This window comes from Arthrobacter sp. 001422645 (assembly GCF_059816125.1).
This window is the reverse complement of the sequence record NZ_JCBANT010000008.1, coordinates 116,660-129,937: the sequence shown is the minus strand read 5'-3', so window position 1 is coordinate 129,937 and position 13,278 is coordinate 116,660. Positions and strand designations below refer to the sequence as shown.

15 protein-coding genes are annotated in these 13,278 nt (G+C 67.9%); 7 read left to right on the top strand and 8 right to left on the bottom strand.

Annotated elements, in window-relative coordinates; all coding sequences use genetic code 11:
• Nucleotides 1-59: 59 nt before the first annotated feature.
• Nucleotides 60-2,321: a heavy metal translocating P-type ATPase gene (locus AC6EUH_RS10420; RefSeq protein ID WP_499738595.1), complete on the top strand. Its 2,262-nt coding sequence runs from the start codon at nt 60-62 to the stop codon at nt 2,319-2,321.
• 22 nt (nt 2,322-2,343) lie between these two features.
• Here the strand turns inward: AC6EUH_RS10420 and AC6EUH_RS10415 are convergent, their stop codons facing one another.
• Nucleotides 2,344-2,616, bottom strand: a complete 273-nt coding sequence (locus AC6EUH_RS10415) for a DUF2277 domain-containing protein (RefSeq protein WP_056428885.1) — start codon at nt 2,614-2,616, stop codon at nt 2,344-2,346.
• A 174-nt stretch (nt 2,617-2,790) separates the two neighbouring features.
• Here AC6EUH_RS10415 and AC6EUH_RS10410 point away from each other — a divergent pair, with 174 nt between their 5' ends.
• A complete protein-coding gene (locus AC6EUH_RS10410; RefSeq protein WP_056432770.1) occupies nt 2,791-3,054 on the top strand; it encodes a hypothetical protein in 264 nt (87 codons plus the stop codon).
• Between the two features lie 71 nt (nt 3,055-3,125).
• Here the strand turns inward: AC6EUH_RS10410 and AC6EUH_RS10405 are convergent, their stop codons facing one another.
• On the bottom strand, nt 3,126-4,145 hold the full coding sequence (locus tag AC6EUH_RS10405; RefSeq protein WP_499738594.1) for an EamA family transporter: 1,020 nt from the start codon (nt 4,143-4,145) through the stop codon (nt 3,126-3,128).
• A gap of 123 nt (nt 4,146-4,268) precedes the next feature.
• On the opposite strand from AC6EUH_RS10405, the gene AC6EUH_RS10400 reads away from it, so the two are divergent.
• Nucleotides 4,269-4,811 (top strand): CGNR zinc finger domain-containing protein, encoded by a 543-nt coding sequence (locus AC6EUH_RS10400; protein ID WP_056428882.1) that lies wholly within the window; start codon nt 4,269-4,271, stop codon nt 4,809-4,811.
• Between the two features lie 10 nt (nt 4,812-4,821).
• Here AC6EUH_RS10400 and AC6EUH_RS10395 read toward each other — a convergent pair whose 3' ends face one another.
• From AC6EUH_RS10395 to AC6EUH_RS10385, 3 genes are all read right to left on the bottom strand, one after another.
• Nucleotides 4,822-5,181: a hypothetical protein gene (locus AC6EUH_RS10395; RefSeq protein WP_499738566.1), complete on the bottom strand. Its 360-nt coding sequence runs from the start codon at nt 5,179-5,181 to the stop codon at nt 4,822-4,824.
• 84 nt (nt 5,182-5,265) lie between these two features.
• A complete protein-coding gene (locus AC6EUH_RS10390) occupies nt 5,266-5,859 on the bottom strand; it encodes a hypothetical protein (RefSeq protein WP_056428878.1) in 594 nt (197 codons plus the stop codon).
• Nucleotides 5,860-5,901: 42 nt separating this feature from the next.
• A complete protein-coding gene (locus AC6EUH_RS10385) occupies nt 5,902-7,257 on the bottom strand; it encodes an MATE family efflux transporter (protein ID WP_499738565.1) in 1,356 nt (451 codons plus the stop codon).
• Between the two features lie 147 nt (nt 7,258-7,404).
• On the opposite strand from AC6EUH_RS10385, the gene AC6EUH_RS10380 reads away from it, so the two are divergent.
• Nucleotides 7,405-7,839: a DoxX family protein gene (locus AC6EUH_RS10380; protein ID WP_056428869.1), complete on the top strand. Its 435-nt coding sequence runs from the start codon at nt 7,405-7,407 to the stop codon at nt 7,837-7,839.
• A 173-nt stretch (nt 7,840-8,012) separates the two neighbouring features.
• Nucleotides 8,013-8,999, top strand: coding sequence for an acyl-CoA thioesterase (locus AC6EUH_RS10375; RefSeq protein ID WP_499738564.1), 987 nt, complete (start codon nt 8,013-8,015; stop codon nt 8,997-8,999).
• Here AC6EUH_RS10375 and dnaB read toward each other — a convergent pair.
• Nucleotides 8,996-10,378: a replicative DNA helicase gene (gene dnaB / locus AC6EUH_RS10370; protein WP_056428865.1), complete on the bottom strand. Its 1,383-nt coding sequence runs from the start codon at nt 10,376-10,378 to the stop codon at nt 8,996-8,998. The genes AC6EUH_RS10375 and dnaB overlap by 4 nt on opposite strands.
• A gap of 658 nt (nt 10,379-11,036) precedes the next feature.
• On the opposite strand from dnaB, the gene AC6EUH_RS10365 reads away from it, so the two are divergent.
• Both AC6EUH_RS10365 and AC6EUH_RS10360 read left to right on the top strand, forming a co-directional pair.
• Nucleotides 11,037-11,504: a hypothetical protein gene (locus tag AC6EUH_RS10365; protein ID WP_499738563.1), complete on the top strand. Its 468-nt coding sequence runs from the start codon at nt 11,037-11,039 to the stop codon at nt 11,502-11,504.
• 4 nt (nt 11,505-11,508) lie between these two features.
• Nucleotides 11,509-12,081 carry a hypothetical protein gene (locus AC6EUH_RS10360; protein ID WP_056428863.1) on the top strand — a complete coding sequence of 191 codons (573 nt, stop codon included), beginning with the start codon at nt 11,509-11,511 and terminating at the stop codon, nt 12,079-12,081.
• A 41-nt stretch (nt 12,082-12,122) separates the two neighbouring features.
• On the opposite strand, the gene AC6EUH_RS10355 is transcribed toward AC6EUH_RS10360, so the two are convergent.
• Together AC6EUH_RS10355 and AC6EUH_RS10350 are read right to left on the bottom strand one after the other, a co-directional pair.
• Nucleotides 12,123-12,500, bottom strand: coding sequence for a TFIIB-type zinc ribbon-containing protein (locus AC6EUH_RS10355; RefSeq protein WP_499738562.1), 378 nt, complete (start codon nt 12,498-12,500; stop codon nt 12,123-12,125).
• A 70-nt stretch (nt 12,501-12,570) separates the two neighbouring features.
• Nucleotides 12,571-13,197, bottom strand: a complete 627-nt coding sequence (locus AC6EUH_RS10350) for an FMN reductase (protein ID WP_499738561.1) — start codon at nt 13,195-13,197, stop codon at nt 12,571-12,573.
• Nucleotides 13,198-13,278: the final 81 nt, after the last annotated feature.

Sequence of the window (13,278 nt, the reverse complement as noted above, 5' to 3'; positions counted from 1 at the left end):
GTAGAGAGCAGCTTCTGGACCAGCCCGGAACCCGGGTGATCGAGCTCGACATCGACGGCATGACCTGCGCCTCGTGCGTCAGCCGCGTCGAACGCAAGCTCGGGAAGCTCGACGGCGTCACCGCTTCCGTCAACCTGCCCCTGGAGTCGGCCCGAGTCACAGTCCCCGCAGGAATCACGGACAGCCAGATCACCGCCACGGTGGAGGCAGCAGGCTACAAGGCCACAGTTCGCGTCCCCAAGGTCACACTGGAACCCGCCGAGCACGCGGAGCATGTCGCCGGTGGCGTCGCTTCAGGCGACCACCCGCCGTCCGCCGCCGCAGCCAAGCTCCGCCCGCGCCTGATCGTCGCGGCCATCCTCACTGTCCCGGTGTTCCTGATTTCGATGTTTCCGGCGTTCCAGTTCCCGAACTGGGGCTGGGCCGCCGGAATCCTGGCCCTGCCCGTGGTCACCTGGGCGGCGTGGCCCTTCCACCGGGCAGCCGCCATCAACGCCCGCCATTTCTCGTCCACCATGGACACGCTCGTCTCCATCGGCGTGACCTCGGCCTATGTCTTCTCGGCCTGGCAGCTCTTCGCGGACCCGCGGATGACGGACCACCCGGCGGGGATGGAGGGCATGGATTCCGGCGGGTTGTACTTCGAGGTCGCCGCGGTGGTCACCACCTTCCTGCTGCTGGGCCGATACCTGGAGGCCAATGCCAAGAAGAAGGCCGGCGACGCCCTCAAGGCCCTGCTGAACCTCGGCGCCAAGGATGCCACCATCCTTCGGGACGGCCGGGAGCAGCAGCTGCCGGCCGACCGGCTGGCCGTGGGCGACCTCATTGTGGTCCGCCCAGGCGAGAAAATCGCGACGGACGGCATCGTCGTCGAAGGCTCCTCCGCTGTCGATGCCTCGCTGGTCACGGGCGAATCCGTGCCCGTGGAAGTCGGCCCGGACAGCCCGGTCACCGGCGCCACCATCAACACCTCCGGCCGCCTGCTGGTCCGGGCCACGCGTGTCGGCGCCGAAACCACACTGGCCCAGATGGGCCGGCTGGTATCCCAGGCCCAGTCCGGCAAGGCGCCGATCGCCCGCCTCGCGGACCGCATTAGCTCCGTATTTGTACCGGTGGTCCTGGCCATCGCCGCGGCGACTTTCGGCGGCTGGCTGCTGGCGGCCGGACCGGCGGTCAGCGACGCCGACCTTCGTGCCGCGTTCACGGCCGCCGTCGCCGTGCTGGTCATCGCCTGCCCCTGCGCCCTGGGCCTGGCCACCCCGGTGGGGCTGCTCACCGGAACCGGCCGGGGCGCGCAGCTGGGCATCCTGATCAAGGGCCCGCAGGTCCTCGAGGATACCCGGACTGTTGACACCATCCTGCTGGACAAGACCGGCACTGTGACCACGGGCCACCTCGCCGTCGACGGCACCGCGGCGTTCGGGACCGCCACCCCGGCGGAGGTCCTGCGGCTGGCCGGAGCCGTGGAGGACGCCTCCGAACACCCGGTCGCCCGCGCCGTGGCCGCCGCCGCACGCCTGGCAGAAGGCGGACACGACCGCTCCGGCGCGGACGCCGGGGTCCTGCCCGCCGTCGTCAACTTCCGCTCCGCGCCCGGCGGCGGCGTCCAGGGAACCGTCGGAGGCCGGCTCATCACAGCCGGCCGCACGGGGTGGCTGCAGGAGAACGGCATAGCCCCGGATGCCGCGCAGCTGGCCGCGTTCAGCCGCGCCGAAGACTCCGGGGCCACCGCGATCTGGGTTGCCGTGGACGGGGAGCCCTCCGGAATCATCAGCCTGCGCGACACGGTCAAGCCGGGCTCCGCGGCCGCGATCTCACGGCTCCGCGGGCTCGGACTCCGGCCGATCCTCCTGACCGGGGACAACGCCGCGGTGGCCGCGCAGGTGGCCGCCGCCGTCGGGATCGCTCCGGAGGACGTGTTCGCCGGGGTACTGCCGGACGGCAAGGTCGAGGCCGTGCGGAAGCTGCAGGCCGCCGGCGCCACGGTGGCCATGGCCGGTGACGGCGTCAACGACGCCGCGGCGCTGGCGCAGGCAGACCTCGGCATCGCGATGGGATCCGGCACCGATGTGGCCATCGAGGCGGCCGACCTGACGGTGATGGGCAACGATCTCGGCCAGGTCGCGCAGGCGATCGAACTGTCCCGCCGGACGCTGGCGACCATCAAGACGAACCTCTTCTGGGCCTTCTTCTACAACGCGGTGGGGATCCCGGTGGCAGCCCTGGGCATGCTCAACCCGATGATCGCGGGCGCGGCGATGGCGGCCAGCTCCGTGCTGGTGGTGGCCAACTCTCTCCGGCTGCGCAGCTTCGGCAAGTAGTCGCCCTTCGGAGGGACGCCCCTCAGGCCGCGCCGTAGCGGACAGCTGCCCTGGCTTTCGCCTTCGCGGCTTCCTCCTCGCGGTCCTTGGCCGGGGCGTGCGTCACCAGGGAGTCGAGCAGGTGCTGCGTCACGTGGGCAATCTCGTGCACAGCCCGGTTGAAGGCCTCTTCGTTGGCCTTGGACGGCTTGGTGCTGCCGCTGATCTTGCGCACGTATTGCAGCGCCGCCGCTTCCACCTCTGCGGTGGTGGCGTGCGGTTCAAAATTATGGAGGGTCCGGATGTTTCGGCACATATCTCCATGCTAGGGGGCCTTGCGTCCGGGATCGAGGGCATGGGGAGGGCTGCCCATCGACAGTTTTTCGGCCGGCAGGATAGTTTGGGGGCACTGGATCTTCCGGAGCAGCCGGAATCCGAGGGGACGCCGGCAGTGCCGGGTCCGCTGCTATCACTTGAGGAGATTTTTCGAATGGCTATTTGGGGTGCAGACATTGCTCAGCTCAAGACTCTTGGGACGAAGCTGCAGGCCGGTTCGTCCGAGATCGACAAGCAGAAGTCGCTGCTGACCAAGGTGCTTGAGGGCACCGACTGGAAGGGCCCGGACGCCGACAAGTTCCGCAGCGAGTGGAACGGCCAGCACGTTGCCGCCCTGGCGAAGGTTTCCCAGGCACTGCAGGAGGCCGGCAAGCAGGCCAGCCGCAACGCCACCGAGCAGGAAAGCGCTTCCCGCTAGGCAGGAAGCCCGCAGACATCGAACCGGCCCGGACGCAGCAGCGTCCGGGCCGGTTCGTGTCAGCTCCCCTTTTACGGCACGGGTTCGACGTCGTTCGCATGGTCGAGCGCTGACGGCACCGCGTTCGCACCGGCGCCGGTCCGCGTCCGGAGCTCGTCCAGCCGGACCAGCACAACGCCGCCGACAATCAGCAGCCCGCCCAGAAGCTGGACGGGTCCGGGCAGTTCACCCAGCAGCAGCCACGCCCAGATGACGGCGAACAGCACTTCGGTCAGCGAGACAAAGGACGCCACCTTGGAACCGAGGGCCCGCGCAGCCACAATTCCCGAGACGTAGGCCAGCACGGTGGCCAGCAGCACCAGTCCGCCCAGGGCCACCCACCAGGGGGTGACCCAGGGACCCAGGCGGGTGTCGGCGGTGCTGAAGGCCATCGGCAGCAGGCCGGTCGCGGCGGCGAGCCACATGGTGACGGCGCCGACCATCAGCCCGCCGGAGGCAAGGACGATCGGCGGAAGGGTGTCGTTTTCCTTGGCCGTGATGAAGAAATAGATAGCCAGGCAGACTGCGGCCGCGATCCCCCACAGCACACCGATGACGTCGATCTTCACGGCTCCCGTGAGGTCCAGGACCAGGACCAGTCCGCCGAGGGACAGCAGGGTTCCGGCGATGGTCAGGGGCCGCGGGCGCCGGCGGCTGGCGGCCCAGAGCCACAGCACGATGAGCACCGGAGCGAGATATTCCAGGAGCAGGGCCACCCCTACAGACAGCCTGGCCACGGCGTTGAAGTAGAACAGCTGGCAGGCTGCGACGCCGATGAAGCCGAAGAGGAGGACCGTGAGCCAGTTGTCCCTGAGCTGGTGCCAGCGCCCCCGCAGTGCCGGAACGGCGGGAACCGCCAGGATGAGCGCGGCGCCGGTGAGGCGGGCCGTAACGGCCGCCCCGGGGGTCCAGCCGGTCTCCAGCAGCGCCTTGGCAAACGACCCCGAGAGTCCGAAGACGGCCGAGGAAAACAGGGCGACCCCCAGGCCGGACGCCAGGAAACCGGATGCCGCGCCGGGCTTGCCGGGACCACGTTTTCCGGGGGCGTGCATTCCGGAAGCGATCTTGGCCGGGGCTTCGGCGGTGCGGCGTGCGGCAGACACGGGCTGCCTCCTGTCAGGAGTAAAGTAGGGTTATGCTCATGACAGTACGCCACGCCGACGTAAGGAGTCAAGATGCCCTTTGCCCCTGACACAGAGGTGGCGCTGCGGTCCGTGGTCAACCTGATCAACTCCGCGGCCAACGGGGACGAACAGCTGGCCACGGAGCTGGACCTGGACCGGTTCCTCGAAGCGGAGGGATTCACCGGCTCGCGGACCCGGGACGCGGCCGAGCTGGCCAGCGTGCACCGTCTCCGCGCCGAGCTCGCCGCCCTGTGGCTCGCGGATGAATCCGCCGCGGTGGACACAGTGAACAGGCTACTGAGGCAGGCACGGGCACTCCCCCAGCTGGTCAAACATGATCAGTGGGACTGGCATCTGCACGCCACCACGCCGGAAGCGCCGCTGGCGGACCGGATGAGCACCGAAGCCGCGATGGCCCTGGTGGACGTCATCCGCAGCAAGGAGATGGACCGCATGCTGGTGTGCGCCGCGGACGACTGCGACGCCGTCGTGCTGGACCTCAGCCGGAACCGCTCAAAGCGCTACTGCGACACGGGCAACTGCGCCAACCGCGCGCACGTGGCAGCGTACCGGGCCCGGAAAGCCGCGTCCTGAGCGGCAGACTCTAGCTGCGGTCGCCGGGGGCGTCGGGGGCGACGTCCGGGGCGCCGGCTTCCGGCCGGGTGGCCGGGTGGCCACCGTGGCCGGAGTTCCGCGAGCTCAGGTTGACGCCGGAGCCCTTGCCGAGATGTTCAGCGTTGGGCTTGTGGCCCATCGACAGCATGGCGAGTACCACCAGAATCACGATGAAGGCGATGCCCGCGGCAATGAAGGCCAGATCAAAGCGGGGTGTCTTGGCCGTGCCGCCGGAGGCGAAAATGAGGGTGGCAACGAAAGCCACCACAGCCCAGAAAGCGGAGAACATCAGCGGGCCCTTGACCGAGGTCCGCAGGTTGCGCGGTTCTCCAGATTTCTGCTGTGCCAAGGTGCTTTCCTCCTGCAGCCGACGCCGCCAGGCGTGGCCGTTGTGTTCCCGCAATCGTTCTACGCAAGGTAGAACCTGTCTCTACTAGTTTACGGCCTCCGCGGAATCGGCCCGCGCATCATGCCGCAAGGTCAGCCCCGCCAGCGTCCAGAGCACGCCGCTGATGATGGCACCGCCGCCCGCGACGCCAAGCAGCGCGTGCGGACCGAGGTCGATGAAGAACGGCAGCAGGCCAGCAGTGCCCAGCCCCACGGCGCCGGAGGCCATCCAGTCACGGGCCAGCACGGACCGGCCGCGGTGGGTGATGCCGAGGTAGAGCTCCGCAGCGCCGGCGAGGCCAAGGCCCACGGCTGCCAGCACTCCGAAGACCAGACTGCTCGGAAGGAGGCCGACGGCGGCGCCGGTTCCGGTCAGCACGGCGCCAGCGGCGGAAAGCATCTTGCTGGCTGGCGACCCGGGCCGGAGGCCGGTCTTGTTCACGCTCCAGAGCAGCACCACGCCGGTGGCAAGCAGGTAGAGGCCGCCGGCCCAGCCCATGCCCTCCGCGGATGGCGCCGCCCAGAACACTGTCACGGCGCCGAAGCCGAGCGCGACGGCGGCCCGGACCAGCACCGGCTTCCAAAGATCGGCCGCGGCGGGCAGGGCGGCGGAGGCGTCAGGGGCTGCGTGGAGAGTCACCGGTCCAGTTTAGTGCGAAGCCGCCCGCGTGCGCGCCGGTGCTCAGTGCGAGCCGAGCACCATCCACCGGTCCGTCCGGGCGCGGAGGCCCAGCGTGACGGCCCGGGCCGTCATATATCCCAGGGAGAACGCCGCCCACAACCAGAGCAGGCCCGCACCGCCGCCGGCACCGGACTGTCCCACGGCCAGCAGCAGCGGCAGATACACGGCGAGGTTCACGACGCCGGCAATCGCCAGGTACTTGGCATCCCCCGCACCAATCAGCACGCCGTCCAAGACAAAGACATAGCCGGCAATCGGCTGCCCGGCCGCGAGCACCCACAAGGCCAGCGTGAGCGCAGCCTGGACGCCGGCGTCGGACGTGAAGAGCCGCCCCGCCCACGGTGCCGCGACCGCCAGCAGGAGTCCTGTGATCGCACCAAAGCCGAGGCCCCAGCGGACCATGGTTCCGGTGAGCTCCCGCGCCCCGGACGGGCGGGAGGCACCGAGTTCCTTGCCGATCAGCGCCTGGGCGGCAATCGCGAGGGCATCGAGGGCGAACGCCAGGAACGTGAAGACCGTCATCGCGAGCTGGTGGGCGGCCAGGTTGACCGGCCCTTGGGTCGTGACCACCACCACCGTGGCGAGAATCGCAATGCGCAGGCTGAGCGTCCGCAGCATCAGCCACGAGCCCACTTTGCTCAGGGACCGGACGCCGCGCCAGTCCGGCAGCAGGGCCACTCCGTGGCGGCGGGCATTGCGCCCGACCATCACCACGTAGACCAGCGCCATGGCCCATTGGGCGATGCTGGTGCCGATCGCCGAGCCGGCGACGGACCACTGCAGCCCGTAGACCAGGAAGAGGTTCAGCGCGACGTTCAGGGTGAAGCCGGCGGCCGCTACAAGGAGCGGCGTGCGTGTGTCCTGCAGGCCGCGCAGCACGCCGGTGCCCGCGAAGATGAGCAGCATCGCGACGAGTCCGGGCATCGACCAGCGCAGGTAGTCCACGGCGAAGGCCCGCACCTCGGCGCTGGCACCCATGAGGTCGACGAGTGGTTCGGCAGCCAGGAAGCCGGCGGTCGCCAGGACCACGCCGAGCAGCAGGGCCAGCCAGACGCCGTCCCGCCCGGCCGCGAGGGCCCTGGGCAGCTGGCCGTTGCCGATCGCCCGCGCCACGGCGGGAGTGGTGGAGTAAGCGAGGAATACCATCAGCCCCACCACCGTGTGGAGTACCGCCGACGCCAACCCGACACCCGCGAGCTGCGCGACCCCGAGATGCCCGACAATCGCCGCATCCGCGAGCAGGAACAGCGGTTCGGCGATTAGCGCACCGAAAGCGGGCACCGCCAGACGCAGGATCTCCCGCCGGCGGCCTGCCGCAGACGGGAGCGTGGCGGGAGTGGGGGCGGAAACGGACACGAAACCACCCTAACGGCATGGCGAGCGTCGTACGGCTTCGCATTAGTTGACTTTTCAAGTAAGTGCCGGAACACTAGAAGTTGAATCTTCAACTAAATCCGTGGCGGTCTCCAGCTGCCACTCTTCCTGCGTCAGAACGGCACCCCCATGAACCAGCCCACACTCACCACCTCGGCCCGCACGATCCTGCGTATCGTCACGGGATTCCTTTTCGCCGCGCACGGCTGGCAGAAATTCAATGAGTTCACGATTGCCGGCACGCAGGCCGCGTTCGCCCAGATGGGCGTCCCCGCCGCCAACGTCGCCGCCCCGGTGATCGCCACCCTCGAACTCGTCGGCGGCGTCGCACTGATCGTCGGCGTGCTCACACGCGTGTTCGCTGCCCTGCTCGCGGTGAACATGCTCGGCGCCCTGTTCCTGGTCCATGCCCCGGCCGGCATTTTTGCTGCAACGGGCGGCTACGAACTCGTGCTGATCCTGGCTGCCGCCGCCCTGGCCCTGACCTTCGTCGGTGCGGGCAAGGTCTCCGTGGACAGGGCCCTCTTCGGCCGCAGCGGATCCAAGCTGAGCGTCCTGGCCTAAGGGAGTCCCCGGCGCCTTGCGGCGCACGGCGGCGGGCGGTCACCTCCGGGTGGCCGCCCGCCGTTGTACCTGCCCGGTACCGTATGCCGCGACGGCGCGCCGCTTATGGCGTTCCGGTGCGCGATTGTGTCCCCATCCGCGCCGCAAACCCGGCCGGTCAGTAAACTTTGACCATGAGTGACAACGCCGCCAACTCCGTGACCCTGCGCTTCCTTGCAGCCCCCACCGACGTCGGCCACAGCGGTTCGGTTGATGCTGGCACGGTCCTCGAATGGGTGGACAAGGCTGCCTACGCCGCCGCGGTGGGCTGGGCCAAGTCCTATTGCGTGACGGCCTACGTGGGGAACATCCACTTCGCGGATCCGGTCAACAGCGGGGACATGGTTGAAGTGGAGGCGACGATTGTCTACACGGGCCGGTCCTCCATGCACATCCGGACCGTGGTGTCCTCGGGCGATCCGAAGGGCGGCGCGGCCACGATGCGCAGCCAGTGCATGGTGATTTTCGTGGCTGTGGGCGAGGACGGCAAGCCGATTCCCGTGCCGCAGTTTGTGCCCGTGACGCCTGATGAAATCGAACAGCGCGACCATGCCCTGGCGCGGATCAAAGTCCGCGAAGACATCGTCCAGGCGATGAGCGGACAGGAATACACCGGCGCCGGGACCGCCGAGAATGTGGTCCTGCGCTTTGTGGCCGCACCCACCGATGTGAACTGGGGCGGCAAGGTGCACGGCGGCATCGTCATGAAATGGATCGACGAAGCAGCCTACGTCTGCGCCTCCCGGTACTGCGGGATGGACACGGTGGCCGTCTTTTCCGGTGGAGTGCGCTTCTACCGGCCGCTGCTGATCGGCCACGTGGTGGAAGTGGAAGCGCGGCTGGTCTACACCGGGACGAAGGGCATGCACATCGCTGTCCATGTCCGCTCGGGAGACCCCAAGGGACGCGAACTGGAGCTCACCACCTACTGCTTGACCGTGATGGTGGCACGCGACGAGCACGGCACGTCCGTCCCGATCCCGCAATGGGTGCCGGTGTCCGAGGAGGACAAGCGGCTGCACGCCCATGCCCGCGAACTGCTGGAGATCCGGGGCCGGGCACCGGGAAACCGGCTGCCCAACCACCTGCTGGGGCCGGCGGCGCCTGGGCCGGGCAGCTAGAAGCCGCCGCCCCCGGCGTCGGCAGCCATGTTGGCGAACCGCGAGTAGTGGCCCTGGAAGGCGACCACAATGTCCTTCGTGGGGCCGTTACGGTGCTTGGCGATCAGGATGTCCGCCTCGCCGGCACGCGGCGATTCCTTGTCGTAGACGTCCTCGCGGTGCAGCAGGATGACCATGTCGGCATCCTGCTCAATGGAACCGGATTCACGCAGGTCCGAGACCATGGGCCGCTTGTCCTGGCGCTGCTCGGAGCCACGGTTCAGCTGTGACAGGGCAATGACGGGGACCTGCAGTTCCTTGGCCAGCAGCTTCAGCGCACGGGAGAACTCGGAGACTTCCTGCTGGCGGGACTCCACCTTCTTGCCGGAGCTCATCAGCTGGAGGTAGTCCAGGATGACGAGCTTGAGATCATGCTGCTGCTTCAGCCGGCGGCACTTGGCCCGGATTTCCATCAGGGACATGTTGGGGCTGTCGTCGATGAAGAGCGGGGCCTCATTCATCCGGCCCATCGTGGTGGCGATCTTGGACCACTGCTCATCCTTGATGGTGCCTTTGCGCAGGTCCTGGAGGCCGATCGTGGCCTCGGCGGACAGCAGGCGCATCGCGATCTCGTTCCGGCCCATTTCGAGTGAGAACATCACGGTGGCGAGGTTGTTCTTGATGGCCGCCGAGCGGGCGAAGTCCAGGGCGAAGGTGGACTTACCGACGGCGGGGCGGGCCGCGATGACGATCATCTGGCCGGGGTGCAGGCCATGTGTGAGCTCATCGAGTTCGTAGAAGCCGGTGGGAACGCCGGTCATTCCCTCCTCGCGGTGGCCGGACGCTTCGATTTCGTCCACGGTGGACTCCATCACGTCCTTGAGGACAACGTAGTCCTCTGCGGTGCGGCGCTCCGCCACGGCATAGATCTCCGCTTGGGCCTGGTTGACCAGGTCTTCAACCTCGCCGTCCTGGCCGTAGCCGAGCTGGACGATCTTGGTGCCGGCATTGACCAGGCGGCGCAACACCGCGCGCTCACCCACGATTTCGGCGTAGTAGCCGGCGTTGGCGGCCGTGGGAACGGTCTGGATGAGCTCGTGAAGGTAGGCGGGGCCGCCCACCCGGTTGATCTCGCCCCGCTTGGTCAGTTCATCCGACACGGTCACGGCGTCGGCAGGTTCACCGCGGCCGTAGAGGTCGATGATGGCTTCGTAGATCGTCTCGTGCGCAGGACGGTAGAAGTCGACGCCCCGCAGGATCTCGACGACGTCGGCAATGGCGTCCTTGGACAGCATCATGCCGCCCAGGACGGACTGTTCGGCGGGAATGTCCTGCGGCGGCTTGCGGCTGCCCTCGGCTCCCCGGGTCCCCTCGACTGAGTCCAGATGCGTAACTGACAAAACTGCCGTCCTCCATTGTGTGCCGCGGCGAAAATCCGTGCGCCGGCGACGGGTGTCCTCCGGGCCTTGGTGCCCGGCAGCGTCGACGCCGGCGTGGGCCCGACGGTTAAGTAGTATCAGCCGGCTCCGACACTTTGCCGCCCTCCGGCTCTGCCGGTTTTCCACAGCCCGGGGTCCGGCCCCGAACGGGCCGGTTGGAAAGAACGCGTCGTGCAGCCGGCACCGGATTTCGGTATCCAAGGCTCGATATCCAGCAACGGTATCGCCCGATCCGGCAGTCACCAACCCGACTGGCCGCCACCCCTGTGGATAAGCTGTGCACTACTGCCCCCTGCTTGTGCACAGCCTGTGTGAACAGCTGTGGATAGAAAAAATGTTGCGGCCGTCATTCGGCCCTGACCTGCGGAAACACTGTGTTCACCGTGTGGACACAAAAGAATTTTCGCTGCCGCTCATCCACAGACCCAGGTCTGTGGCTGGGGATACCGGGCGGCATATGAGGCCACACATGACCGGAAATATGCACATTAAGTGATGGTCCTCACGGACATTCCGCCGGAGGGGTGTCGTGGGCGGCAAAGGCCGGTTCCCGGCGGCGCACTGTATGCCAATCGCAGAATGTGCTGTGGATAACTGCGATCTGGCATAAGCTCTTCACATGGGCGATGTATTGCTGGTCATACTGCCTGCCCTTATCCTGGCGGCGGTCCTTTGGGCATTTACCACGGCCCTCAAGCCGCGCGACTTCGGCGTGTCCGATGCGGAACGCTACCAGCAAGAACTGGCGGTCCGGTCGCAGGCCCACTACGCCGCCCAGGTCCAGGCCGCCACCGCCGCCCGTGCCCGCGTGGACGCCGTCACCCGGCCCAGCCAGAACGAACAGCAGCAGTCGCAGCAGGCGGACCACGCCCGTCAGGCGCTGCGCGCCCAGACCGGATCAGCACCCGCCGTCGGGCAACCCGGCTACCAGGGCCCCGTCCTGCCGGGAGGCCAGCTCAATCCCCAGTTCGCCCTGCAACTCCAGACGCTGGCCCGGAACGGCAAGAAGCTCCAGGCCATCAAACTGCTGCGGCAGGCAACCCATTCAGATCTTTTGACCGCCAAGAATTTTGTAGATCGGCTGTAGTTTCATGGAATCCCTGCTTGTCCCCCTCCTTATTCTGGCGCTCGTCGCTGCCGGCGTCCTCGTGGGAGCCCGCACCCTCGGCCACCGCGGCTCCCGGACCCGGCCGGAGGCCGCCCCTCAGCCAGGAAAGGATCCAGTTGAGCTTGCCCGGACCTCTGCGGCTAAGCTCAACCAGGAGCAGCACCGGCGCCTCTATGCGCTGATCGCCCAAGGGCAGGCCATGGCCGCCATCAAACTGTACTTTGAGGCCACAGGAGACGGCCTGAGGGCCTCCCGTGACGCCGTGGGGGCCCTGGCGGCCCACCCGCAGCCCTTCCGGCCCGAGCCCGCGGAGCCGGCACCCGTAGAGGACGACGACGACGCGCCGCAGCGGTTCGCGTACCGCTACCGGGCGATCGCCAGCAAGGGCGATGTGACACGCGAGGTCAGCAGCAACATGCTCAACGATGAGATCTACGGCAGGATCCGCACCCTCGCCAGAAGCGGCGACACCGAAGCCGCTGCTGAGGCCCTCACGCGCCACTCGGACATTTCCATCAAACAGGCCCGGGAATTCATCGCCCTTCTCGAGGACTGAGCCGGAAGGCTGACCCGACGGCAGAACCGGCCCCGCGGGGGTTAGAAGTCGAACAGTTCCCCGAGCCAGCCTTCCTTCTTCTTCGGACGGCGGCGGTCGTCATATCGCGGCTGGTCGAAGCGCGGACGGTCCCGGCGCTCGTCGTACCGTCGGTCATCGTCGCGGCGGTCATCCGGACGCCGGTCATCCCTGCGCGGGTCCAGGTTGTAGAGCGGGGGCGGGATGTGGCCGGGCGTCGTCGGAGGCATAGGCGCCGGTGGAGCCGGGGGCACCGGGGCCATGGTCTCCGCAGCGCGGTCCAGGATTTTGTCCAGCTCGCCCCGGTCCAGCCAGACGCCGCGGCACTGGGGGCAGTAATCGATCTCGACGCCACTGCGTTCGCTCATGATCAGGTCAATTGAATCCACAGGACATTTCATGTCCCGCACAACGACCGGGCGTGCATAATGGTTCGCCGGCGGCCGGCGATACTTGGGCCGGCCGGAAACCCTAGGGCCGGCCGGAAATGCCGGCGAGCAACTGTTCGAACGGCAGCGACGCCTGTGCCGCCGGCTTCCGTTGCGGCTGCGCGCCCTGCAGCAGGCCGGCAAACTCCCCCGCCGCCCGCTCGATCCGGGTCGAAAGGGCTAAGCCGCCATCGTCGTTGCTGCCCCAGTCTTGCGGACCGGCAAAGACTGCGGTGTTGGCGGTGCGGGTGCGGAGGTACGTGAACAGAGGGCGCATGGCGAAGTCCAGGACCATCTGGTGCCGGTCCGTGCCGGCAGTGGCGCCGAGCAGCACTGCCTTCCCCTCCAGCGATTTGGGGTCCAGGACGTCGATAAACGATTTGAAAAGTCCGCTGTAGGAGGCGCTGAAAACGGGGCTGACGGCAATGATGCCGTCCGACGCCTCGACTCCGGAGATCACCCCGGCCAGCGTAGGCGCCGCATAGCCCGTCACGAAGTTGTTCGCGATATCCACCGCCAGGTCCCGCAGTTCCACTGTCTCGATGTGGACGGCGTATCCGGCCGCGGCGAGCTGGCGCTCCACAGAGGCAGCCAGCTGGTCCGCCAGCAGGCGGCTCGACGACGGGACGCCGAGTCCGGCGGAAAGAACGGTGATACGGCGGGTTTCCACGGAGTGCTCCTGATGTGAGGCGGGGGCCTGAGCCCTGATGCATGCGTTTGCATGTACCTGTAAAAGGAGTGCACTGCGCCG